This is a genomic window from Syntrophales bacterium (assembly GCA_035363115.1).
Classification (GTDB): Bacteria; Desulfobacterota; Syntrophia; order Syntrophales; family PHBD01; genus PHBD01.
On sequence record DAOSEM010000008.1, the window covers coordinates 47,398 to 71,474 of the forward strand.

At 65.3% G+C, this 24,077-nt stretch carries 22 protein-coding genes and 1 CRISPR repeat array; of the genes, 15 read left to right on the forward strand and 7 right to left on the reverse strand.

Going from position 1 to position 24,077, the window contains the following annotated elements; translation table 11 throughout:
- Positions 1-26: 26 nt before the first annotated feature.
- A complete protein-coding gene (cas2, locus tag PLO63_14165) occupies positions 27-317 on the forward strand; it encodes a CRISPR-associated endonuclease Cas2 (GenBank protein ID HOI75285.1) in 291 nt (96 codons plus the stop codon).
- 183 nt (positions 318-500) lie between these two features.
- Positions 501-3,962: direct repeats of the CRISPR family, unit length 32 nt; unit sequence GTCGCCCCCCGTGCGGGGGCGTGGATTGAAAC.
- Between the two features lie 160 nt (positions 3,963-4,122).
- Here the strand turns inward: cas2 and PLO63_14170 are convergent.
- Together PLO63_14170 and PLO63_14175 are read right to left on the reverse strand one after the other, a co-directional pair.
- A complete protein-coding gene (locus tag PLO63_14170) occupies positions 4,123-4,518 on the reverse strand; it encodes a type II toxin-antitoxin system VapC family toxin (GenBank protein ID HOI75286.1) in 396 nt (131 codons plus the stop codon).
- Positions 4,515-4,754 (reverse strand): DUF1778 domain-containing protein, encoded by a 240-nt coding sequence (locus tag PLO63_14175; GenBank protein HOI75287.1) that lies wholly within the window; start codon positions 4,752-4,754, stop codon positions 4,515-4,517. Before PLO63_14175 ends, PLO63_14170 begins: the two co-directional genes overlap by 4 nt.
- 156 nt (positions 4,755-4,910) lie before the next feature.
- Between PLO63_14175 and PLO63_14180 the strand changes: the two genes are divergently transcribed.
- The 6 genes from PLO63_14180 (at position 4,911) to PLO63_14205 (ending at position 10,297) form a co-directional block, all read left to right on the forward strand.
- Complete coding sequence (locus tag PLO63_14180) at positions 4,911-5,171, forward strand: DUF493 domain-containing protein (protein HOI75288.1); 261 nt, start codon at positions 4,911-4,913, stop codon at positions 5,169-5,171.
- 58 nt (positions 5,172-5,229) lie between these two features.
- The gene (locus tag PLO63_14185; protein ID HOI75289.1) at positions 5,230-6,798 is read left to right on the forward strand and encodes a bifunctional UDP-sugar hydrolase/5'-nucleotidase; all 1,569 of its coding nucleotides are present in this window, start codon (positions 5,230-5,232) and stop codon (positions 6,796-6,798) included.
- A gap of 63 nt (positions 6,799-6,861) precedes the next feature.
- Positions 6,862-7,083: a hypothetical protein gene (locus PLO63_14190; protein ID HOI75290.1), complete on the forward strand. Its 222-nt coding sequence runs from the start codon at positions 6,862-6,864 to the stop codon at positions 7,081-7,083.
- A gap of 74 nt (positions 7,084-7,157) precedes the next feature.
- Positions 7,158-8,384: a 2-hydroxyacyl-CoA dehydratase family protein gene (locus PLO63_14195; protein ID HOI75291.1), complete on the forward strand. Its 1,227-nt coding sequence runs from the start codon at positions 7,158-7,160 to the stop codon at positions 8,382-8,384.
- Entirely contained in the window at positions 8,381-9,514 is a 1,134-nt protein-coding gene (locus PLO63_14200; GenBank protein ID HOI75292.1) for a 2-hydroxyacyl-CoA dehydratase family protein, read from the forward strand. The genes PLO63_14195 and PLO63_14200 overlap by 4 nt, the downstream gene beginning before the upstream one ends.
- Complete coding sequence (locus PLO63_14205; protein ID HOI75293.1) at positions 9,515-10,297, forward strand: acyl-CoA dehydratase activase; 783 nt, start codon at positions 9,515-9,517, stop codon at positions 10,295-10,297. It begins immediately after the preceding gene.
- A 62-nt stretch (positions 10,298-10,359) separates the two neighbouring features.
- Here PLO63_14205 and PLO63_14210 read toward each other — a convergent pair whose 3' ends face one another.
- Together PLO63_14210 and PLO63_14215 are read right to left on the reverse strand one after the other, a co-directional pair.
- Entirely contained in the window at positions 10,360-11,640 is a 1,281-nt protein-coding gene (locus PLO63_14210) for an MFS transporter (protein ID HOI75294.1), read from the reverse strand.
- A 66-nt stretch (positions 11,641-11,706) separates the two neighbouring features.
- Positions 11,707-12,513 (reverse strand): gamma-glutamyl-gamma-aminobutyrate hydrolase family protein, encoded by an 807-nt coding sequence (locus PLO63_14215; protein ID HOI75295.1) that lies wholly within the window; start codon positions 12,511-12,513, stop codon positions 11,707-11,709.
- A 437-nt stretch (positions 12,514-12,950) separates the two neighbouring features.
- Between PLO63_14215 and PLO63_14220 the strand changes: the two genes are divergently transcribed.
- The 7 genes from PLO63_14220 to PLO63_14250 all read left to right on the forward strand — a co-directional run bounded on the left by PLO63_14220 (position 12,951) and on the right by PLO63_14250 (position 20,284).
- Positions 12,951-14,300 carry a SpoIID/LytB domain-containing protein gene (locus tag PLO63_14220; protein HOI75296.1) on the forward strand — a complete coding sequence of 450 codons (1,350 nt, stop codon included), beginning with the start codon at positions 12,951-12,953 and terminating at the stop codon, positions 14,298-14,300.
- Positions 14,293-15,039, forward strand: coding sequence for a nucleotidyltransferase family protein (locus tag PLO63_14225; protein ID HOI75297.1), 747 nt, complete (start codon positions 14,293-14,295; stop codon positions 15,037-15,039). Before PLO63_14220 ends, PLO63_14225 begins: the two co-directional genes overlap by 8 nt.
- Positions 15,040-15,106: 67 nt before the next feature.
- Complete coding sequence (locus PLO63_14230) at positions 15,107-16,132, forward strand: phosphotransferase (protein ID HOI75298.1); 1,026 nt, start codon at positions 15,107-15,109, stop codon at positions 16,130-16,132.
- The gene (locus PLO63_14235; GenBank protein ID HOI75299.1) at positions 16,119-17,120 is read left to right on the forward strand and encodes a hypothetical protein; all 1,002 of its coding nucleotides are present in this window, start codon (positions 16,119-16,121) and stop codon (positions 17,118-17,120) included. Before PLO63_14230 ends, PLO63_14235 begins: the two co-directional genes overlap by 14 nt.
- A 37-nt stretch (positions 17,121-17,157) precedes the next feature.
- Positions 17,158-18,684: a glycosyltransferase family 2 protein gene (locus PLO63_14240; GenBank protein ID HOI75300.1), complete on the forward strand. Its 1,527-nt coding sequence runs from the start codon at positions 17,158-17,160 to the stop codon at positions 18,682-18,684.
- Positions 18,672-19,718 carry a DUF4922 domain-containing protein gene (locus tag PLO63_14245; protein HOI75301.1) on the forward strand — a complete coding sequence of 349 codons (1,047 nt, stop codon included), beginning with the start codon at positions 18,672-18,674 and terminating at the stop codon, positions 19,716-19,718. Before PLO63_14240 ends, PLO63_14245 begins: the two co-directional genes overlap by 13 nt.
- A complete protein-coding gene (locus PLO63_14250; protein ID HOI75302.1) occupies positions 19,718-20,284 on the forward strand; it encodes a M15 family metallopeptidase in 567 nt (188 codons plus the stop codon). Before PLO63_14245 ends, PLO63_14250 begins: the two co-directional genes overlap by 1 nt.
- Positions 20,285-20,444: 160 nt before the next feature.
- Here the strand turns inward: PLO63_14250 and PLO63_14255 are convergent, their stop codons facing one another.
- A complete protein-coding gene (locus tag PLO63_14255) occupies positions 20,445-21,410 on the reverse strand; it encodes a hypothetical protein (protein ID HOI75303.1) in 966 nt (321 codons plus the stop codon).
- A gap of 367 nt (positions 21,411-21,777) precedes the next feature.
- Here PLO63_14255 and PLO63_14260 point away from each other — a divergent pair, with 367 nt between their 5' ends.
- Positions 21,778-22,284, forward strand: a complete 507-nt coding sequence (locus PLO63_14260; protein HOI75304.1) for a hypothetical protein — start codon at positions 21,778-21,780, stop codon at positions 22,282-22,284.
- Between the two features lie 182 nt (positions 22,285-22,466).
- On the opposite strand, the gene PLO63_14265 is transcribed toward PLO63_14260, so the two are convergent.
- Both PLO63_14265 and PLO63_14270 read right to left on the reverse strand, forming a co-directional pair.
- Entirely contained in the window at positions 22,467-23,294 is an 828-nt protein-coding gene (locus PLO63_14265; GenBank protein ID HOI75305.1) for a DUF1460 domain-containing protein, read from the reverse strand.
- 50 nt (positions 23,295-23,344) lie between these two features.
- On the reverse strand, positions 23,345-24,001 hold the full coding sequence (locus PLO63_14270) for an SGNH/GDSL hydrolase family protein (GenBank protein ID HOI75306.1): 657 nt from the start codon (positions 23,999-24,001) through the stop codon (positions 23,345-23,347).
- Positions 24,002-24,077: the final 76 nt, after the last annotated feature.

The following is a 24,077-nucleotide window of genomic DNA, read 5'->3' on the forward strand; positions in this document are numbered from 1 at the left end:
ACATCGGATGAAAGGCAGGAGGGATCATGTTTGTCGTAGTGAGCTACGATGTCGCTGATGTTGCGGGTGCGGGTGCCCGTCGCCTCCGTCGGGTGGCGAAGATATGCCGGAATCATGGCCAGCGGGTTCAATATTCTGTCTTCGAGTGTATCGTGGACCCGGCTCAGTGGGCACTTTTCCGGCAGGAGTTGATCGACGAGATCGAACCGAAGGAGGACAGTCTGCGGTTTTATTTCCTGGGATCCAATTGGCGGCGGCGGGTGGAGCACATCGGTGCCAAGAAATCCATCGACCAGGAAGGCCCTTTGATTGTGTGAACCTTTCCGCGAACCGGAAGCGGGCATGTTTTACCAGGAGCTTCGCGAGCATTGTAAGTATTCGATATATTGGTTGTTATGGGTTGTTCTTTGAAAACAGAATATCGCTGAAAGTTTGGATTGGGACACGTTCGCGAAAGTGTGCCGATTAACAGAGTGGATGCAGATAGTTGCAGATATACTGTCGCCCCCCGTGCGGGGGCGTGGATTGAAACCGTGGATGAAGCACATGCCCGACGACTGGGCCTGGTCGCCCCCCGTGCGGGGGCGTGGATTGAAACATGATTGCTATCGACATGGACAATGGCAAGATATGGTCGCCCCCCGTGCGGGGGCGTGGATTGAAACCAAGAATGCGGGTGATCCCGTTGCCAAGCAGATTGTCGCCCCCCGTGCGGGGGCGTGGATTGAAACAAGAAAGAGAAAACCTGTCACGTCCAGGAAGTGGTCGCCCCCCGTGCGGGGGCGTGGATTGAAACTGCGCCGCGGCGAGCGGCGGGCACTGTCCATCCGTCGCCCCCCGTGCGGGGGCGTGGATTGAAACCCCTGTCAGCCTTTCAGCGTCGCCGGAAAGCGAGGTCGCCCCCCGTGCGGGGGCGTGGATTGAAACAAGAAAGAGAAAACCTGTCACGTCCAGGAAGTGGTCGCCCCCCGTGCGGGGGCGTGGATTGAAACTGCGCCGCGGCGAGCGGCGGGCACTGTCCATCCGTCGCCCCCCGTGCGGGGGCGTGGATTGAAACCCCTGTCAGCCTTTCAGCGTCGCCGGAAAGCGAGGTCGCCCCCCGTGCGGGGGCGTGGATTGAAACTTATCGAACGGATAGTGAAGTTTCGGGGTCGCATAGTCGCCCCCCGTGCGGGGGCGTGGATTGAAACTTGCCGATCCCCAAGCCAGTCAAAAGAACTGCCACGTCGCCCCCCGTGCGGGGGCGTGGATTGAAACGGTAAGCGGGCGTGGTTGGAACCTGGACATCTGTCGCCCCCCGTGCGGGGGCGTGGATTGAAACCTCGGCCTGTGTGCCGGTTACCTGATCCTTAACCGTCGCCCCCCGTGCGGGGGCGTGGATTGAAACTGAACGGGGGTGACGGATTTCGGAATCACGCCGGGTCGCCCCCCGTGCGGGGGCGTGGATTGAAACCATCCATCGGTTGAACAGGAATCCCGCCAGCGTCGTCGCCCCCCGTGCGGGGGCGTGGATTGAAACGTCTCGATGTCCCGGCCCATGACACACATGCCCAGTCGCCCCCCGTGCGGGGGCGTGGATTGAAACGATATCGCAAGGGGTCGACCAACGAGACACAGAATGTCGCCCCCCGTGCGGGGGCGTGGATTGAAACCTGATCATCGCCCCTACCATCAGGGTTGCCGAGGTCGCCCCCCGTGCGGGGGCGTGGATTGAAACCCTATGACGGAATGATCATCAAGGCGCACAAGGGGTCGCCCCCCGTGCGGGGGCGTGGATTGAAACTGTATTGTTGCCTATTGTGCAGTGATCGCTTGGGTCGCCCCCCGTGCGGGGGCGTGGATTGAAACGTGTCAATCACAGACATGGGGGATCTCCGAAACGGTCGCCCCCCGTGCGGGGGCGTGGATTGAAACACCACACATCGCCGGTCGCAAGCCGGGCTCGGGTCGCCCCCCGTGCGGGGGCGTGGATTGAAACGATCGCGTCCAGTCCAAGTGTGAAGGACGCATAAGTCGCCCCCCGTGCGGGGGCGTGGATTGAAACAGCCATCCCCGACGTGATCTGGGAAGTCAGTGAAGTCGCCCCCCGTGCGGGGGCGTGGATTGAAACATGCCGACCTCGATCTTAACCCACGACGGATTCAGGTCGCCCCCCGTGCGGGGGCGTGGATTGAAACAAACCCGGGAAAGCGGATTCCGACCAAACTACCGTCGCCCCCCGTGCGGGGGCGTGGATTGAAACGCGCCTGGCCCGGATGTATTCGACAAAGAACCGGGTCGCCCCCCGTGCGGGGGCGTGGATTGAAACGCCGGCAGAAGGCATCCCGTGTATTGCCCCCAGAGTCGCCCCCCGTGCGGGGGCGTGGATTGAAACTGTGGCGTGAGCTTGGCGGGAAGGTTGAGAAGCCGTCGCCCCCCGTGCGGGGGCGTGGATTGAAACTGTGCGGACACATCGACCATGGGCATCACGAATGGTCGCCCCCCGTGCGGGGGCGTGGATTGAAACTTCCTGACCGTCGAGGCCGTCATCGTCGGGATGATGTCGCCCCCCGTGCGGGGGCGTGGATTGAAACTTGATGTATCCATAAAGGCTACATCGCTAATATCGTCGCCCCCCGTGCGGGGGCGTGGATTGAAACACGGCGGGACCGCCAGCGATAGCCGGCCCCTTGGTCGCCCCCCGTGCGGGGGCGTGGATTGAAACGTTCCATAAAGACACCTTGATAATTCGTCGGATGGTCGCCCCCCGTGCGGGGGCGTGGATTGAAACGTGTCGGGCTCGTAATCCTCCAGAATCACCTCCAGGTCGCCCCCCGTGCGGGGGCGTGGATTGAAACCGGTGCCAACCATGCGGTGATCGCGCTTGTGGGGAGTCGCCCCCCGTGCGGGGGCGTGGATTGAAACCATCCAGTCCATCAAAGTGCATCATTGGAAACCGTCGCCCCCCGTGCGGGGGCGTGGATTGAAACGTCGCATTTCTGACCGCACAGTGGACACAGAAACGTCGCCCCCCGTGCGGGGGCGTGGATTGAAACAGATAGGAACCTTGGGGGGCGTTCGTCCTCTTTCGTCGCCCCCCGTGCGGGGGCGTGGATTGAAACAGGTTCCACCGGGCTTCGTTCGCTGCTTTCGTGGGTCGCCCCCCGTGCGGGGGCGTGGATTGAAACTGGACCGTGATGTCGTCCCCCCGGGAGTTGTCCAGTCGCCCCCCGTGCGGGGGCGTGGATTGAAACGTCGACAAGACTGTGCGGAAGCTCAAGGAAAAGGGAGTCGCCCCCCGTGCGGGGGCGTGGATTGAAACTGGCCGATCATCCCCAGGGACAGCTCGTTGTAGATGTCGCCCCCCGTGCGGGGGCGTGGATTGAAACCGACGATACCATGAATATATTGCCGGAACCGGCGTCGCCCCCCGTGCGGGGGCGTGGATTGAAACGCGTAGTTCGCGATCGCCTCGTGGAGGAAGTCTGTCGCCCCCCGTGCGGGGGCGTGGATTGAAACGTGGTGCCTTTTTTCGACTTTTTTGAGAATTGAGTCGCCCCCCGTGCGGGGGCGTGGATTGAAACACCGCATACCGTTCTCATGAGAAGAAAAGCGTGAGTCGCCCCCCGTGCGGGGGCGTGGATTGAAACGACGGCATCATTAAAATCCTTGGTGTCCGGATCGTGTCGCCCCCCGTGCGGGGGCGTGGATTGAAACCCAGACGGAGAGCCGGAACCAGAGGTCTACCCCTGTCGCCCCCCGTGCGGGGGCGTGGATTGAAACAGGCGATGGCCGCCCTGGAGATAATCGGCGAGGGGGTCGCCCCCCGTGCGGGGGCGTGGATTGAAACGATTGACTGTAGCTGAGGGCGGGCCTTGACTACGTCGCCCCCCGTGCGGGGGGCGTGGATTGAAACTCCTCGACGGTCTTGAAGTCGGTGATGCTTTTGCCGTCGCCCCTCGTGCGGGGGCGTGGATTGAAGCGAAACCAACGGATTAAAAGTCCTTTGGTCGAGACATGGTCTCCATGCCGGAGCGTGATTTATCCTCAATCTGACCTTTAAAGCCAGACCATGGTCCGCTTTTTCCCGATGGCCGCTTCGGCCAGGATGCTCCGCTGTTCATTAAAAAAACGAGCAGAATCTCAGGCAACCAGAATCTTCTCGATCTCCGGAATCGCTTCGAAGTGTCGGTCCCGTGTCAGGAGCGTGCCTCCGATGTTCCGGCAGCAGGCGGCGATCCAGACGTCGTTGATGGGGATCGGGGTTCCTCGGGTGGAGAGAGCGAGGTAAAGCGCGGCGTAGTGCCCGGCCGTGTCGATATCCACGGGAAGAACCGTTACGTCGAATTCACGGATGAACCGGGCGAGCATTTCATCGTTACGCTTCTGCCGTTTCCCCTTCCGGAATCCGTACATCAGTTCGCCGATCACAACAGTCGGAAGGAAGAGGCTGTCGGCGTTCTGCGCCATCAGGTCCACGACCTCCGGGCGGCCCTCGGAGAAGTCCGAGTAGGCGTTCGTGTCCAGTACGAGCTTCATTCCCAGTCTCCCTCGCGGATCTGCTCGAACGTCTCCGTTGCTTTCCGGAGATCGTCAGCTTCCTCGCGGGTCATCCAGCCGGCAAAGCTCCGGATCCTGGCGGCGCGCTCCCGGCGAATCCCCAGCTTTTCATCGATGGCCTCCAGGATGAAGGCCGTCTTCGTCTTCCCTTCCTTCCGGGCCGCTTCGCTGATCATCGCCTCCCGCTCGGGGGGAATCCTGAGACTGATCGGCATGATTCATACCTCCCGTATCGCACTTTCAGGTATTTGTATCGCGCATGTCCGGGCCTGTCAAGAAGCGATTCCGGCCCTTCCCAACAACCGCCGTTCATGCGATAAGGGGCCGGCGGACAGGAATCATGCCTGTCCGGGAGAAAGGAACGGTTCGATATGAGTGCAGAGCCCCGGAAGCCCGTCATCGAGTATCCCTGCCAATGGGTCTACAAGGTCATCGGCCCCGACGAGGCGGCCCTCCGGGAGGCGGTGACACAGGTGGTCCAGGATCTACCCCATACCGTGGCGCTCTCCAACACAAGCGCCACCGGCCGGTACTGCTGCCTGAACGTCGAGCTGACCGTGGCCGACGAGACGGTCCGGACGAGCCTTTACGAGATGCTGAAAAACCATCCGGCCGTCCGGATCGTCCTGTGAAAGGTTCGACCGGCCGGCCATGCCGGGCTTGAGAAACGTCGATTCCAAGGGAGGTTCCATGAATTCGAAGAAACCGGCACGGGGAACCGGCGGGATCCGTTCTTTTCCCGGGACGGCCCTGCTCCTGTTCCTTCTTCTCTGCCTGACCGCCGTCTTCCATCCTGCTGCGACGGCGGGCACCCGTCCGTCCGTCGCCATCACCATCCTTCACGTCAACGACACCCACGGCCACATCCTGCCCGGCATCGTCAAGACGGTAGACCCCGAGCGGCCTGTCGGCGGGGCCGCCTGGCTGGCGCAGATGATCGAGCACATGCGGGCGAAAAATCCGCAGGGGACGCTGCTCCTCTCGGGAGGCGACATGTTCCAGGGGACGCCGGTCTCCAATGTCTTCCGGGGGGCGCCCGTGACGGAGATCATGAACGCCCTGGCCTTTGACGCCATGGCCGTCGGCAACCACGAATTCGACTGGGGGCTGGACACCCTGCAGAAACTCCGGACGGCGGCCCGCACCCCCTGGCTCGCGGCGAACATCGTCGACGGGCAGGGAAAGGTGCTGCCGGGCGTGAATCCCTGGATCATCACGGAACGGAAGGGGATCCGGATCGCCGTCATCGGGATCACGACCCCCGAGACGGCCTGGACGACGAATCCCCGGAATGTGGCGGGCCTGACGTTCCGGGAGCCGAAGGACGTCCTGCCGGGGCTGATCCGGCAGGTCCGGGCGGAAGGCGCCCGCCTCGTCGTCGTCCTTTCCCACTGCGGCCTCGATCAGGACCGGAAAACAGCCGGGGAGGTGGCGGGCATCGACGTCATCGTCGGTGGCCACAGCCACACCGCCGTCATGAATCCCGTCGTGGTGGGGAAGACAGTGATCGTCCAGGCGGGATGCTACGGCCAGTACCTGGGTGTTCTCGAACTGCAGGTGGATCCGGAGGAAGGCCGGATCACGGGCTTCACGAAAAAGGGCGAGCTGAAGGCCGTCTATTCCGGGCCGAAGGATTCCTTTGATCCGGCGATTGCCGCGATCGTGGCGTCCTACGACGACCGGATCCGGGACCGCTTCGCCGCCGTCGTGGGATCAACGGAGGTCGACCTGACGCGGAATTCCCGGGGCGAGTCGAATCTGGGCGACCTGGTCGCCGACGCCATGCGGGAGGCCGCCAAGGCCGACATCGCCCTGATGAACAGCGGCGGCATCCGGACGGACATCCCCCGGGGGGCCGTCACGCTGGAGCAGCTCTACACCCTCCTGCCCTTCGACAACCTCCTGGTCTCCATGGACCTGACGGGGCGGCAAGTGCTGCAGATCCTGGAGGAGAGCGCCCGCGGGAGCCACGGATGCCTTCAGGTCTCGGGACTCCGGGTGACGGCGGACCTGGCGCGGCCCGCGGGACAGCGGATTGTGGGCGTCGAGATCGGCAGCCGGCCCCTCGCCGCGGAAGAGACGTACCGGGTCGTCACGAACGACTTCCTGGCGGCGGGGGGAGACGAGTTCACCGGGTTCCGGGAGGGGAAGAACATCGCCTACGGAGACGACCTCCGGGACGTCGCGACGGCTTACATGAAAAAGAACTCCCCCGTCCGGCCCCGGATCGAGGGACGCATCGAGGTCCGGGGAATCTGAGCGGCTTCCGCCGCAGCCGGATCGAGGTTCGCTGCCTGGCGCAGGCGGCGGGGAGGGGAAGGCATGGAAAAGGAGCGAATCGAGGTCTTCGTGAACGACCGCCCCGTGACGGTATTTCGGGGTTTGACGGTGAAGCACGCCATGATCGCCGCCGGAGGCGACCTGTACCGGCCGGCGCTCGACGGCGACACGGCGGTCCGGGACGAAAACGGATTCGTCATCGGCCTGGAGGGCGCCCTCCACGAGGGAGCCCGGCTGTATGTTGCAATTCCGGAACAGGAGTGAACGGTGCAAAGGATCGGGATGAAAAGGACCACCCGCTCTGGAGGCCGGGCCGTCCGGAAAGAAAAGGCTGAAGAATGAGCGGGAACGTCACTTCCAAACAGCTCCTGGACCACTATGCACGGAAGGTCTACGCCGACGCCGCGGCGGCCAAGGCCGTCGGAAAGCCTGTCGGCTGGTCCACGGCCATCGTGCCCCAGGAGTTCTTCGAGACCATGGACCTGCCCCTCGTCTATCCGGAGAACCACTCGGCGGTCATCTCGGCCCGGAAACGGGCCCTCGGGTTCCTGGAGCGGGCCGAGGGATACGGCTATCACGCCGACGTCTGCGGGTACATGCGGGTCAACTTCGGCTACCTCCTGGAGGGGGCACGGGGAGACGACGACGTGCCGCCGGCTCCGGTCCCGGATTTCGTGGTCTGCTGCAACAACTACTGCACCATGATCGTCAAGTGGTACGAGAACCTCGCGAAGGAGCTGGGGGTGCCGCTGTTCATGATCGACATGCCCTACAACCCCGAGGGCGCCGTGGACGAGGCGCGGGTGCGGTACATCCGGGCCCAGTTCGACCGCCTCGTCGGCCGGCTGGAGGACCTGACGGGCCGCCCGTTCGACCGGGAACGGTTCCGCCGGGTGATGGAGATCTCCCGGGAGAACGCCCGGCTGTGGAAGCGGGCCTTCGAGCTCGTGGGCCACGTTCCGTCGCCGGCGAACGGCTTCGACTTTTACAACTATCTGACGCTGATGGTCTTCATGCGGGGGCGCGCCGAGACGACGGAGGTCCTCCGCCTGTGGATCCGGGAGATGGAGGGAAAAATCGCCCGGGGCGAGGGGCCGTTCCGGGACGCCGCGGAGAAGTTCCGGATCATGTTCGACGGCATCGCCTGCTGGCCGCAGCTCGCCCATACGGCGAAGGCCTTCCGCTCTTACGGCATCAACATCACCGGCTCCAACTACCCCGATGGCTGGGCCGTCCAGTACGAGACGGGCGACCTGGACGGCATGGCCCGGGCCTACGCCTCCATCGCGAACAACATGAGCCTGGAGAAGGCGGTGGAGAAGCGGGTCGAGATCATCCGGCAGGGCCGCTGCGACGGTGCGGTCTATCACATGAACCGGAGCTGCAAGGTCATGGACTTCACGACCTACGAGGCGCAGCGCCGGGTCTTCGCCGAGACCGGCGTGCCCTACATCACCTTCGACGGGGACCAGGCGGACCCGCGGGTCTTTGTCGCCGCCCAGTTCGACACGAGGATCCAGGCCCTCGTCGAGATGATGGAGGCCCGGGAGGAGTCGGAGCGATGAGCGGAGAGAATCGGATCCGGGCCATCCTGACCGGGCTGGCCGCCGTGGCCGCCCGTCCCGGCGAGGCCGCAGAGAGATTGAAGCGGGAGAAGGGGAAGCCCCTGGTCGGCGTCCTGCCCTATTACGCCCCCGAGGAGATCGTTCATGCCGCGGGGATGCTTCCCGTGGGCGTCTGGGGTGGGACGGCGGATGCGTCCATGGCGGGCCACTATTTTCCGCCCTTCGCCTGTCCCCTGGTGAAGTCGACCCTGGACCTGGCGCTCCGGGGTGTCTACGACGGCCTTGCCGCCATGATCGTTCCGGCCCTCTGCGAGAGCCTGACCTTCTTCGGCCAGAATTTCCGGGCCGCCCGGCCGGGCATCCCCTTCGTGCCGGTGGTCCACCCGCAGAACCGCAGGACTCCCGAGGGGGTGGCCTATCTCCGGGCGGAGTACGAAAGGGTCCGGGACCGGCTGGCGGAGATTGCCGGGCGGGAGGTCACGGCGGCGGACCTCGACCGGGCCATCGGGGTCTTCAACGACCATCGCCGGGCCATGCGGGCTTTCCTCGAGGAAGCGCCCCGGCATCCGTCCCTCGTCTCTCCCCGTGTCCGGCACGCCGTGGCGAAAAGCGCCTATTACATGGACAAGGCGGACCATGGCGCTCTCGTCGGTGAGCTGACGGGCCTCCTGAAGTCGCTGCCGGAAGAGTCCGGGGCCGGGAAGCGGGTCGTTGTGACGGGGATCATGGCGGAGCCGGAGGGCCTCCTCGATCTGTTTGAAGAGGTCGGCCTGGAAATCTCGGCGGACGACCTGGCCCAGGAATCCAGGGCCTTCCGGACCGACGTGCCCGACGGGGGCGATCCCCTGGAGCGCCTCGCCCGCCGCTGGTCCCTCGTCGAGGGCTGTTCCCTGGCCTTCGATCCGGGAAAGGAGAGAAACCGGATCCTCCTGGACCTCGTGCGGAATTCCGGGGCCCGGGGCCTCGTCGTCCTGATGATACAGTTCTGCGATCCCGAGGAGATGGACTATCCCCTCTACCGGAAGGAGCTTGACGCCGCGGGCGTTCCCGTTCTCCACCTGGAGGTGGAGCCGCGGATGTCCCTGGAGCAGGCCCGGACCCGTCTTCAGTCTTTTGCGGAGATGATCTGAATGCATACGCTGGGCATCGACATTGGCTCCGCCTCGTCGAAGGCGGTCATCCTGGGAGACAACGGGGAGGTGGCCGGGCAGGCCGTCGTTCCGGTGGGAACGGGAACGACCGGGCCGGAGCGGGCGCTTCACGAGGCCCTCAGGCTGGCGGGAATCGCGCCGGGGGACGTGGCGCGAACGGTCGCCACCGGCTACGGACGGGTTACCTGGCAGGGGGCCGACCGGCAGGTCAGCGAGATCACCTGCCACGCCCGGGGGGTGCTCCACCGGATGCCGGAGGCCCGGACGATCATCGACATCGGCGGCCAGGACGTGAAGGCCATCGAGGTGGATCCGGACCGGGGCTTTGTCCGGAATTTCGTCATGAACGACAAGTGTGCCGCCGGGACGGGGAGATTCCTGGAGGTGATGGCGCGGGTCCTGGGGCTGGAGGTTGAGAGGCTCGCGGAGGTGTCGGAGACCAGCGCCCGCACGGTCTCCATCAGCAGCATCTGTACGGTCTTCGCCGAGTCGGAGGTGATCTCCCACCTCTCCCGAGGGGAGCCCGTGCCGGATGTCCTGGCGGGAATCCACCAGTCTGTGGCGAAGCGCGTTGCGGGGCTCGTCTCCCGTCTCGGCGTCCGCCCGCCGGTGGTCCTCACCGGCGGCGTGGCGAAGAACCGGGGCGTCGTCCTGGCCCTGGAGAAGGAGCTCAGGACGGAGATCCGGATCGCGCCTTCCTGCCAGCTCACCGGTGCCCTCGGGGCCGCCCTCATCGCCCGGGAAGACCTGTCCAAAAAATAGGGACACTTCCCCCAATTTCATTCTTTCTATCCCATAGGAAATCAGCGGAAGAAATCCGGCAATCAGTTGCCGGGAGGAAGACCTGCGTCCGGCTCGGAGTTGACGCCCCAGCGCCGGTAGCGCAGGAGCAGGAGAAGGCCGGGGGCGGCCAAGAGGGTGCATACGGTGAAGAAGGCGGGCCAGCCGACAGCCGCGGCCAGGTATCCCGTCGGGGCGCCGGTTACGTAGCGGCTCACGGCCATCAGGCTGCTCAGGAGGGCGTACTGGGTGGCGGTGAACCGGGTGTTGCACAGGCCCATCAGGAGGGCCGTATAGGCCGCCGTGCCCATGCCGCTGGTGATGTTCTCGATGCCGATGACGACTCCCAGTGCCCAGATCTGCCGGCCCGTGAACTCCAGCAGGATGAAGGAGAGGGTCGAGACCCCCTGCAGGATGCCGAAGACGAATAAAGAACGTTGCAGAGTCCAGCGGATCATCAAGGCACCCCCGGCGAGCGTCCCGGCGATGGTGGCCACCATGCCGAGCCCCTTGTAGACGGCCCCCAGCTCGGTCCGGGAGAATCCCACGTGCTGCAGGATGAAGGGCGTCGTCATCTGGGCCGCCGCCACGTCGCCGATCTTGTAGAGGACGACGAAGAGCAGGATTTCCAGCGATCCGGGCCTCCGGAAGAATTCCACGAGAGGGTTCACCACCGCTTCCCGCAGGCTCGCGGGCGGGACGACGGCCCGTCCTTCCCGGTCTTCCGGCCGGGGCTCCGGGGCGATCAGCGTGGCGATGCAGCCGATGGTCATGAGGCCGCCCATGAGGACATAGACGGTCCGCCAGGGGAGGTGGTCCGAGAGGATCAGGGCCGCCGCTCCGCTGACCAGAATGGCGATCCGGTATCCCATGATCCAGACGCCGGCGCCGGCGCCCCGTTCTTGTGGAGAAAGGTACTCCGTCCGGTAGGCGTCCAGGACGATGTCCTGGCTGGCGCTGAAGAAGGCGATGGCCACCGCCAGGAGGGCGACCAGGGGCAGGTTCGACGAGGGATTGAAGAAGCCCAGGGCGGCCAGGGTGACGACCAGGAGGATCTGGGTGACCAGCATCCAGCCCCGCCGCCGGCCCAGGAAGGGCGGGACGTACCGGTCCATCAGGGGGGACCAGAGGAACTTGAAGGCGTAGGGAAGGCCCGTCAGGGAAAAGACGCCGATGGTCCGGATGTCGATGCCCTCCGCTACCATCCAGGCCGTGAGCGTTCCTCCCGAGAGCGCCAGGGGCATCCCTGACGCGAATCCCAGGACGAGCATCAGGAGCATCCGGGGGGAGAAATAGACCTGGGCGATGCGGAGGCGGTTCATCATGGGACGAGTCGTGTCTCCCGGCGTGTGAAGTTCCGCTGCCTGCCTGCGTGGACGGATCCTGGCATGCTACCGCCCGCCCCGCGCCCGCGCCTTCCGGATCCGGGCCGCCGCAACGAGGGCCTCGAAGAGCCGCCGCTGGGGCTCCTCGTCCCGCATCCGCTCCGGGTGCCACTGGACGCCGAGGACGAACCGTCCCGACCGCTCCCAGTCCGTGTCGGGACCGGGCTCCACGGCCTCCACGATACCGTCCTCCGACTTCCCCGATACGATAAGGCGGCGAGCCGGGCGGGCCGGGTCGGCCGCCTGGTGGTGGAATGAGTTGGTCTCGACCCTGTTGCCGGAAGGATTCCCGACACCGGCGGCGGCGAGGCTGTTCGGAGTGAGGAGAACGTCATGGCGATACGGGCCCGGATCGATCCCGGTACGGTCTTTTCCTGTGTGGGGAAGCGGCGGGCCGCCGCCGGGGACCGCCCATTCGGTCCGGATGTCCTGGACGAGGCCGCCCCCGCAGGCGATCCAGAGGAGCTGGCAGCCGCCGCAGATGCCGAGGACAGGAAGGTCCGTGTCTTCCAGGACCCGCCGGGCCAGCTCCAGGTCGAAGCGGTCACGCCGGGGCGCGACGAGCTCCTCCGGCGGCTGCCTGTGCCCGCCGTAATGTCCCGGATCGTAGTCGGCGCCGCCGATGAAGAGAACTCCGTCCAGCATCGGCAGGACCTCCCGCAGGAAGGCCGGGTCCTCCGCCGGCGGAAGGAGGATGGGCCGGCCGCCGGCGTCCGCGACGGCATCCGGATAGTCCAGGTGGACCCGGAGGACGTCCGCCCCTTCCTGCTCGAGGACGGACATGTTGAGGCCGATGATAGGCTGGCTCTCCATGGGGATTCCTTCGGCGGGCCGTTGAAAAATACCCGTCTGCTTCGTTCCCCTCATCCTGAGCCATTCGACGTACGAAAAGGTACGACTCATGGCTCAGGACTTCGGGCGCCTTGCATCCGGGCATTTTTGAACAGCCCGCTCAACCGGTTAATCAGGTTTTTTCCGTTTGCCTGCCGCCAAAAGATCAGGGAAGAGAGTGTGTTTGCATAGGGCGTTTGCTGTATTGCCGGGAGACGGCGGAAATCAATCGGATTTCAAATCCAATTTTATTTCCGTCGTCTCCATCCACCCCGAGGCCGTCTCCCCGCCGGGGGTCGCGTTTCTTATAGTTGATCGGGGACGATGCGTCCATTACATTTCCAGCCTTGACGGACCCGCAAAAAGACCCTAGTCTGCCTGACGCCGCATTCCGCCTGCGGCCGGAGCGGGGAGGCCACATGATCCGGATGGAACCCACCATAACCGTCGGCATCATCGACCGCACAGAAACCATAACCGGTGTGTTCCGGGAGACGGTTTCCGTGAACGGCCGCTACTTTCCGTCCGGTCCGTTCCGGGCCGTTGCAGACGGGGAGAATGTGGTCCTGAGCGGCGAGCGGGGCGGTAAGCCGATTGTAGCCAGCAGCATCCGGTGCCGGATCCCCGGCGGTTCCCCCTTCGTCCTCCGGGACGTGACCATCGGGGTCGCGTTCCACTGGGAGCGCACGCGGGAGCAGGCCTTCCGGGGCGACCTCGTCCTGGAGTGCAGGGACGGCCTTCTCTCCGCCATCAATGAAATTCCCCTGGAGGCCTACCTGGAGAGCGTTGTCTCCTCGGAGATGAGCCCCTCAGCCCCGCCGGAGTTTCTCAAGGCCCACGCGGTCCTCTCCCGGAGCTGGCTCCTGGCCATGCTGGAGCGGAAGGCGGGGCGGCTCCGGGAATCTCCGGAGCGGAAAGCGGACGTGGCCGCCGGCGGTGACGATGCCGGAATCGCCGAGATCAGGCGCTGGTACGGCCGGGAGGACCACGAGCACTTCGACGTCTGCGCCGACGACCACTGCCAGCGCTACCAGGGCGTCGGGGCCGTGACGGAGAAGGCCCGGGAGGCCGTGGTGGCGACCCGGGGCCTTGTTCTCACCTGGCAGGGAGAGATCTGCGACGCCCGCTACTCCAAGTGCTGCGGCGGCCGGACGGAGCGTTTCGAGAGCGCCTGGGAGGAAGTCCCGGTCCCCTACATCGTTTCGGTGGCGGACGGGCCGGCCTCCATCCCGGTCGTCTCGACCGAGGAGGAGGCGGAGCGCTGGATCCGCTCGGAACCGGAGGCATGCTGCCGGGTCCGGGATCCGGACATCCTGAAGACCGTCCTCCCCGACTTCGACCGCGAGACGCCGGATTTCTTCCGCTGGAAGGTCGAGTACGGCCGGGAGGAGCTGCAGGCGATCCTGGAGGAAAAATCGGGACTGGATTTCGGGGATCTCCTGGATCTCGTTCCCCTCGAACGGGGGCCGTCGGGTCGGATCGTCCGCCTCCGTGTCGAGGGTTCCCGGCGGACCGTAATCGTGGGAAAAGAGTTGGAGATTCGCCGCTGGCTCTCCCGGAGCCACCTTTTAAGCAGCGCCTTTATTGTGGAGAAACACGGCCTGCCGTCGGGCCTCCCGGAGCGTTTCGTCCTCCGCGGAGCCGGCTGGGGCCACGGGGTGGGCTTCTGCCAGATCGGTGCCACCGCCATGGCCTTCCGGGGATTCCATGCGGAGGAGATCCTGGCCCGCTATTTCCCGGGGACGTCCCTGACGAGGCTTTATGACTGAGCGGCCCGTCGTCAAGACCGCATTCATCCTGGGTGCCGGGCTGGGAACCCGCCTCCGGCCCCTCACGGAGGACTGCCCGAAACCCCTTCTTCCCCTGGGTGGAAGGCCTATCATCACGTACGCCATGGAGCACCTCCGGGCGGCCGGTGTCGGGCGGTTCATCGTCAACACGCACCACCGGGCGGAGGCATACTCCCGCGCCTTCCCGGAGGGGACCTGGCGGGGCCTTCCCGTTCTGTTCCGCCACGAGCCGGTGCTCCTGGACACCGCCGGGGGTCTGAAGAACATCGAGGACCTCCTGGACGAGGACGACGAAACGATCCTGGTGTACAACGGGGACGTGGTGAGCGACCTCCCCCTGGGAAGGCTCCTCGATGCCCATTTCCGGAGCCGTCCGGAGGCGACGCTGGTGCTCCGTAGCGACGGCGGCCTCCGGAACGTCAGCCTCGACGGGGAGGGGCGGATCTGCGACATGCGGGGGATCCTGGGAAATGCCGGGGTTCGACAGTGCCTGTTCACCGGGATCTACGCGGTGGAGCGGGTCTTCCTCGACCGCCTGGAGCCCGGGCGGATCGAATCGGTGGTACCCGTCTTCGTGGAGATGATCCGCCGGCGGCCGGGATCCGTCGGCTCGGTGGTCGTCGACGAGGGCTCGTGGCACGACATCGGCACGGTCGAGGCGTACAGACGGCTGGACGCGGAGTTTGCAGCCCGGGGTTTCGGGGCGATCCGCAAATAATGCATGGTTCGATGGGGTGGACGGCCCTTCGTTCTGTTCGCCCGGGTATGGAAGGTTTCCTGAGACGATGACGACGATTTCCGCGGAAGCCGAATCCTGGCTGAGAGAAGTCCTGTCCCTGAAAGCGGACGAGACGGTGGAGCTGACGCTCCTGGCGGGCGGAGGATCGGACCGGTCCTTCCACCGGGTGGCCCGGGGCGGCGGCTCTTCGACCGTCCTGATGCAGTACGAACCGGCGGGCCGGGAAAACGCGATCTTCACGGTGACGGCCCGGTTCCTCCTGGGAATCGGCGTTCCCGTGCCGCATATCCTCGCCGAGGACCCGAAGCACGGACTCGTCCTCCTGGAGGATGCCGGCGACGCCGATCTCTGGTTGTTCCGGGACGCCCCCTGGGAGATCCGCCGCCCCCTCTACGGAAAGGCCCTGGAGGCGGTGCACCGTCTCCACGGGTATCCCCGGCCGGAGGAGACCGCGGTAGAACTGGGCCTGATGGCCTCGTTCGGGCCGGACCTGTACCGCTGGGAGCGGGAGTATTTTCTCGAATCGTTCGTTTCCGCCGTCTGCGGAATCCGGCCGGGCGGCCGGGAGCGGGAGGCCCTGGAGGAGGAGCTGTCGGCCCTGGCGGAGCGGCTGCTTGCGGTTCCGCCCTGCCTCGTCCACCGGGACTTCCAGTCCAAGAACGTCATGATCCTCCGGGGAGAGCCGGTTCTGATCGACTTCCAGGGGATGCGCCTCGGCAATCCCCTCTACGACCTGGGATCGCTCCTCTACGATCCCTACGTGCCGCTGGCCGAGGAGGAGAGAATGGAGATGCTGTCCTGGTACGCCGCGCTCGGCGGGCTGCCGGAGACTGCCGAAGACGATGCGTCCCGCTTCCGGGAGGCCTCGGTCCAGCGACTCCTCCAGGCCATGGGGGCCTACGGGTTTCTCGGGCTCCGGAAGGGAAAGCGGGAGTTCCTGGACCACATCCCCCGGGGCTTCCTGAACCTTGCCGACGCCGCCCGGCGGCAAGGCGGCTTTCCCCGGCTGGAGGACCTGCTCGCGCGCTGCCGCGAGGCCCTGTTGGAAAGGGGGATCCATGTCGCCGCCTGAACCGGTGCTCCTGGTCTTCAACCTCGACGAATCCTGGGACGCCGGTGCGCAGGAGGAGGTCCTCCGGGAGACCCGGCGGCTTGCCGCCGCCCTGGAAGGCGAAGGCCACCGGGTACGGGAGATTCCCATCCGGGGCGGGAACGATTTTGATGCCCTGTCGAGCCTGGACCCGGCCGGGTGGATCGTCTTCAACTGGTGCGAGGCCATCCCGGGGATCGAACGGAGCGAGGCCGAGGCGGCCCGGCGGATCGGCGGGGCGGGCTTCGTCTACACCGGGGCGGCGCCGGAGGCCCTGGTGTTCTGCGAGGACAAGGGCCGCGTCCGGGACCTCCTGGGGGAGCGCGGCGTCCCCGTGCCCGAGGGTGCCCTGTTCGAGAAGCCGGAGCGGGGGCGCTGGAGGAGGTTCCCGGCCATCGTGAAGGCCCTCCGGGAGCACTGCAGCGCCGGGATCACCGCCGAGGCCGTCGTCATGAACGAGAGGGAGCTGCTGGAGAGGGTGGACTTCGTCGTTTCGACCTGGCGCCAGCCCGCCCTGGTGGAGGAATTCATCGACGGGCGGGAGTTCCGGGCCGTCTTGTGGGGAAACGACCCCGTGGAGATGCTGCCCGCTGTGGAGATGGACTATTCGGACATCGGCCGCCTCCAGGACCGTCTCTGCACCTTCGAGGCCAAGTTCGTCCCCGGCTCGTTCCACTATACGGCCATCCGGACCCTGCTCCCGGCGCCCCTCGAACCGGCGGAGCGGGAGATCCTGGCGGCGGTTTCCCGGGAGGCCTACCGGGCGACGGGATGCCGGGACTATGCCCGGATCGACCTGCGCCTCCGGGACGGCGTCTTTTACGTCCTGGACGTGAACCCCAACGCCGACATCAGTGCCGATGCCAGCGTGGCCTGTTCCGCCGAGGCCGCGGGATATACCTACGGCGCCCTGGGGAGCCGCATCGTGTCCTTCGCCACGGCCCGCCACCCGGTTTTCGGAGGCCGCTGACGGCGGGCCGGGATCGCAGCACGAGAGCATCGGGATCATGAACGGAATCACCGTCATTCTGCCGCAGGGGAGCCGGGAAGCAACCGGCCGGATGGTCGAGGCCTTTTCCACCGATCCGGAGGTCGCGCGGATTCTCGTCCTCTGCGGAGGGGACCAACCGCTCCTCAAACAGCGGGGTGTCGATTCCCTGCGGATCGAGTCCCTCCATGCCGGCGGGACCTGGAGCCGGATCCTGGAAGCGGTCCGGACGGAGGAAACCCTGGCGGTCCTCGATCCGGACGCGGAGGTCCTGCCGCTTCCCGGGAGCATCGCGGCGCTACGGAAGGCCCTGCGGCGGGTCGGAACCGGGATGGCCTACGGCGGTTACCGGGAGTCCGGCCCCGGCGGATGGGTTGACCATCCGGTGAACCCCTATCAGCCCGGGAGCATCCGGGAGGGCTTCGATTTCGGGCCGGCCGTGCTCCTGTCCATGGCAGCCTGCCGGTCTGTCCTCGAAACATACGGCACTATCCCGGACGTCCGGGCCGCCGGTTTCTACGACCTCCGGCTGAAGCTGTCCCTGGACCACCGGCTCCGCCGGTTGGATGGCTTTCTCTTTTCCAGGAAACAGATTCGGGATGCGGCGGCGGAGACCGGAGCGGCGGCGGAGCGGCACTTCGATTACGTCGATCCGCGGAACCGGGAGGCCCAAGTGGAGTTCGAAGCGGTGGCGACGGCCCACCTGAAGCGGCTCGGGGCGTACCTTCCGCCGGCCTTCCGTCCGCTTCCCCGGTCCCGGGAGGTCTTCCCGGTCGAGGCCAGCGTGGTCATCCCGGTGAAGAACCGCAAAGGGACGGTGGCGGAGGCCGCCGCCAGCGCCCTGGGCCAGGAGACGGACTTCCCCTTCAATGTCCTGGTGGTGGACAACCATTCAACCGACGGCACAACGGGGGTCCTGGCGGGCCTGGCACGGCGGAACCGGGCGCTCCGGCACATCGTCCCGACCCGGACGGATCTGAACATCGGCGGCTGCTGGAACGAGGCGGTCCGCACCTCCTTCTGCGGGCGCTACGCCGTGCAGCTCGACTCGGACGACCTCTACGAGGGAAAGGACGCGCTGCAGCGGATTGTGGATCTCCTCCGGCAAGGGCCCTATGCTATGGCCGTCGGCTCCTACCGGCTGGTGGACGAGCGGCTCCGGGAAATCCCCCCGGGACTCATCGATCACCGGGAATGGACGCCAGGCAACGGCCGGAACAATGCCCTCCGGATCAACGGCCTGGGGGCGCCCCGGGCCTTCGACACTGCGGTGATCCGGCGCTTCGGCTTTCCCGACGTGGGCTACGGGGAGGACTACGCCGTGGCCCTGCGAATCTCCCGGGATTATCAAATCGGGCGGATCTATGAATCCCTCTACCTGTGCCGGAGGTGGGGCGGCAACACCGACGCCGCGCTTTCCGTGGAGGCGGCGAACCGGAACGACGCCTACAAGGACCGGCTCCGGACCCTCGAAATCACGGCCCGCCGGCGGAAGAACCGCCGGACCGCGGAAAGGCGAAAGGAAAGGAATGGATGGAACGAATGAACGACGCGAGTGAGACGATGGCCTACCCCGGGGACGGAGGCGGGGAATCCCTTCCCGACCTGTGCCTCCGCCTCCACGCCGGGCAGATGATGAACTGGCCGCTTCTGGCGGAGAACAGCGTGGCCCTGGCGAGCGTCTGGGAGCGGGCGTTTGAACTTGACGGCGGGACAGTGAACGTCGTCTTCAATCCCGGCCGGATCAACAGCACCAGAGCGGACACGGATCCCGCCGCCGTGGCCCGGCGGCCCTGCTTCCTCTGTCCGGAGAACCGGCCGCGGGAGCAGGAGAGCATCCTGTACCTCGGTGAATGGTGGATTCTCTGCAACCCCTACCCGATTTTCCCCCGCCACCTGACGGTGGTGCACCGGGAACACCGCCTCCAGGATATCCGGGGGATTCTCGGCGTCCTGCCGGGTCTTGCCCGGAGGCTCTCCCCGGTGTGGTCCGTGTTCTTCAACGGACCACTGTCAGGGGCCTCCGCTCCGGACCATCTGCACCTCCAGGCTGTTCCGTCGGGGGCGCTGTCCGTGGAGACGGCCTCCCCGTCCGTCTGGAACCTGAAGACGGTGCACGAGCGGGAGGGGGTCGTCCTGTCTTTCGGGACCCACGCCGGCAGGACACTGCTGACGCTGGAGGGCGCCCGCGAAGAGCCGCTTTCCCGGATCCTCACCGAGGTCGTCGACGCCCTGGAGAGCGCCCCCCCGGTGCCGGGAAAGCCCATGATGAACCTGCTCGGCCGCTTCCGCGACGGCCGCTGGACCCTGTTCCTGTTTCCCCGACGGCAGGGCCGACCGGAGGTCTTTTTCCGGGAAGGAGAGGAGCAGATCCTCGTGAGCCCGGGAACCGTGGAGATGGCGGGGACCATTATCACTCCCCGGGAGGCGGACTTCCTGCGGATGAACGAGGCCCTGATCCGGCAGATCTATCGCGACGTGTCCGCCGATGCCGGGGCCGTGGAGAAGGTCCTGGATTCCTTCCGGGAGCATTTCCTGTCGTCGGTTTCCTGCGCCGGGAAATGCCTGGAGGGGCGATAATGCGGGAAGAAAGCGGGCCGGCCGGCGTGATCGTGGACAGCGCCATGATGTTTCACGAGGCCGTGGCGGGAACGGCCGCGCCGGAGGAAGTGCTGCGGAGCCTTCGCCTGCTGGAGGTGGAATACATCGGCCTGGACGGACGGCTCCACCAGGGCCAGATGGTCGTCCACGAGGACCTGGAGGCGGAGATCCGGGATATATTTCGCCTCATGGAGTCGCTTCGCTTCCCCGTCGCCCGTGTCGTGCCCATTGTCCGCTATGGCTGGTCCGACGACGTCTCCATGGCGGACAACAACTCCTCCGCCTTCAATTATCGCGTCGTCGAGGGGACCGACCGGCTCTCCAACCATGCCTTCGGCCGGGCCGTCGACATCAACCCCTTCCTGAACCCCGTGCTCTACCGCGACGGCCGGATCAGTCCTCCCGGCGCGTCCTGGTGTCCGGAGACACCGGGCACGCTCTCAGAGGGCCACCCCGTCGTCCGGGCCTTCCTGGAGCGGGGCTGGCGGTGGGGGGGGTATTTCAGCGCATATGCGGATCTTCACCACTTCGACAAAAAAGTGTAGGCGGGCCGTTGAAAAACGCCCGTCTGCTTCGTTTCCCTCATCCCGCGCCATTCGACGTACGAAAAAGTACGACTCATGGCTCGGGATTTCGGGGGCCTTGCATCCGGGCATTTTTGAACGGCCCTTGGGCAGGACAATAGGACAGAGTTCTTTCTGTGACCTATTTTTGGGGACCCGCCAGGCGGAAGGCCCGCTCCGTCCATTCCCGGGGGAGAAGTGTCGTTTTCATCTGGTCCGTCAATTCCGGGACGACCATGAACTGGCCCGTTGCAGTCACTACGGGCTCAAGGTGGCCGTCGGGACGGACGGCCGCAGCACCGCCGGACGCCCAGAAGAGCATGCGCGAGGGGGATGTGCCCCGCACGCGGTCGCCCCGGGCCAGGAAAATGAGTTTTTCGCCGGCGCTGATCCGCCGCAGGAACGAAAACCGGATGCGGACCGTGACGCCTCCCTGGCCCGCCAGCATGAAACCGCCCCAGCCCAGGATTTCATCCAGGAGAGCCAGGGGGGCGACCGGGTGAAGGATCCCGTCCACCTGAAAGCGATCAAAACTCTCTTTATCCTCCTCCTCGGATCCGGCCCGCGTGATGACGGTTTTCACTGCAGGGGGAGGCGCCAGATAGAACCGCCGCTTGAGGCCGGGGAATTCCCTTTCCGTGCCGCAGACCATGCAGTCCCGATAGAAGGGGAGGGGGATGCCGTCCCGTTCATGATCGGGAGGCGACGAAGGAAGAAAAGATTGGAAAGCCGCCAGAGACTCCTGGTCGGTCCCCCGGCGCCGCAGGACGGCTGTCATATAGGGCGCGTCCGACGACGGAACGGTGACGGCGCCCTCCGCGCCCGTCTCCGTGGCTTCAACCTTCACATCGGCCCGGTCTCCGCGCCGCAGGCTCGCCCCTCCCAGCCGGAACTCGGCCGTCCAGGGATCCGGGAATGAAGACGCCGATTCTCCCATGGCACGAAGCGCCAGCTCGACGAAGACGCCCATGGCAAAGCCGCCGTGAGGGATTCCGTTCCAGCCCTCCGCATGACGGTCCGTCCGCAGGACCGACGACAAAGAAGACCCGTCATGCCGTAGAGAGCCGCCGAGAAGAAACTGCTCGAAAATTGATTCCTGTCGCTTCATGAATTCCACACCCCGCAAGAAGGCATTCGGCTGAATCTCCGGATGCCGGACGCATTCTTGACTTCTCCATGGTCGTTCTGTCAAGCGAATCCGCATCGTCGCAGGTTGAGTTTCATCGTGCACAACTGCATCGGGGATGCATGGATCCAGATCGAGACATGTTTTTGTAAGTTGGGGATTCGTTACGCCGATCCGGCGGGAGATGCGAGATTGATTTCTCGTCTATGAGTTGTCGATGGAATCTCGAAATTGCCGTTGAGTTTTATAAATAATCAATATCATCAGATAATTGTCTTGACAAAACTCAATCCGTTCTTTACTCTCTCAAAACACATGCAATAATTTGCAGCGAAAAGGAGGCGTAAGTATGGGCGGAAACTACCGTATCAAGTTCAATCCGTCTTCCATGGAAATCGAGATCGAGGGGAGTCAGTCTTTTGTCGAGACATACTTCGACAAGATTCAGAGTCTGATTCTGTCGGTGGCGCAGGAGGTGCGTGCCGAGCCAGGGACAAAGAAGGTCCGGAGGCAGAAGAAGGCCGGAAAAGCCGGAAAGACCGTGAAGGCGAAGAAGGCCGGGACTGCGAAGAAAGCGCGGAATGCAAAAAAAGAGCGCAAGCCTGCGTCCGGCCGCACACGGGCTGGAGACAGAAGATCCCGCGGTTCCTCCAACACGGACCAGGTGCTCGATATGATCCGGGAAAACCCTTCGGGAGTCACAACGTCGGAGCTGAAGGCCGGTACGGGCCTCTCGGAGCAGCAGATCTGGGGCGTGATTTACGCCGCCGAGAAGAGAGGAAAAGTCCGCAAAGTGAAGCGGGGCATGTACACCTCCACGTCCACGGGCATGCCGGAGTCGGAATCGGCAGACTGAACCGTCCGGAAACGCCCGTTTTCTTCAAACTGAAACCGCTCCTTCAGGCCTGAAGCCGGATGCCCCGGGGTTTCAGACCTGAGGGCGCGGTTTTTCCCGCCCCCCTCATTCACCGGATTCACGGAACAGACAAGGACTCCCAATCCAGGTTCGCCGATGCCGTCCCTTGCGCGGACCGTGCGTCAGTCCGCAGGCATTGCACGCGGACGCGGCGTCCGCAGCCACCCGACAACAATCCCTGTAGCGTCGCTGCGGTCGGTGACGTAGCGGTGCAGGGTTTCCTCCGTAATCACGACGGCGCCTGCACGGCGCGAAGCGTGCAGAAGATGGACACGGCCTTCCTTTTTGACGGCAAGGCCGGTGTGGATCACGTCGAGGCCTTTCGCAGCAGCGGTGATGCCGATCACGTCGCCCTCCCGGATCAGGGACTCCGCGTTCGCGATGGCCGCCTTCCCGAGATAATACCGTTTCCGCCTCGACAGGTTGCGTTCCACGCGGCGCATCTCCGCCCTCAGGAGCCCGTCGGCCAGGGGTGGATACGATCCCGGGTGGTCCGTCATGTAGCGAACCGGTTTCAGAAGGGGCCTTCCGCCCAGCTCGCGGGTCGCGTCGCAGAGGATGCCCAGGCGCCGGTTGTCTCCCATCCAGTCGGTGAAGTAGTGGAGACGGGAGGCATAGTCCCCGCGAATCCCCCGGCGATACCGGAGGCGTTCCAGGATGCCCGCAAACGCCTCCAGGGTCCGCTCGCCGGTGGGGATCGTCAGGGCCAGGGCCGTCATGGACTCCACGAAGGTAAAGCAGTCGAAGGTCCGCAGGTTGATCACGAGGGGCTCGCCGGGTCCTTTTCCTTCCAGGGGTGCCGGAGCGTAAGGGGCGCCGAGGAATCGGAGACCCACGCGGGCGGCAAGCCCAGCCCCGTCGACCCGTCCGGAGACGCTCTGCAGGGCCGAGAGGGCCCGCCGCAGGATCTTCCGGTCTTCCGGTGCAAAGATCATGTCTCTTGCGGGCATTGTTTCCTCCAGACGGTCGCGGGACGAATGCAGCTTTCCGTGCGGTTGTGTCAACGTGCCTCGCGGCCGGGTGTCCCAGAGTCCGGGAGCGCTTCTGCGGTGTCCTCCCGGAAGATCTCCATGACGGCCTCGGCCATGTACCGGTATCCCTCGGTGGTGGGATGGACGAAATCGAACTGGACCAGGGAACGCCAGCTCACGCCCTCCTCGACTTTCCGCTTCCAGTGCTCGTGGACGGGGGCGACAGGGAGACCCTCCTCCGCTCCGAGGTCCGCCAGCATTTTATAATACTCTTCCACGATGCCGTTTTCACGGTTGTCGCCGATAAAGCTCGACGTGACGAGAACGATCTCCGCCTCTCCGGCTCGGCGGATCTTTTCGATGATGCCCCGGATGGTCCGCCTGAACTGGCCCGTCGTGAAACCCAGGGAGGCGTCGTTGATGGCGTACTGGACGAGGACGCAGTCCGGCTTCACGTCCAGGATGTCCGTCTCGAGCCGGTACAGGCCGCAGTCCGCCGTGTCGCCAGGGAGACCCTCGTTGACGACCCGGAGATTGCAGGCCGGGTACTCCCAGCGGAGCATCTCCGCCAGGTAGTCGAGGTAGCCCTTGCGGACCATCCAGCCCCGGGTCAGGGAATCGCCCAGGGCGGCGAGGGTGACGGGCCGGCCGCTCCGAAGCAGGCCGATGGTTCGATGCGCCTTCATGCCTTCAGGGGGGAAGGCGTCTCGCGGAAAGCTCCTGTCCGACGGGGGCCGCCGTGCGTGCTCTCGCTCCCGGAAC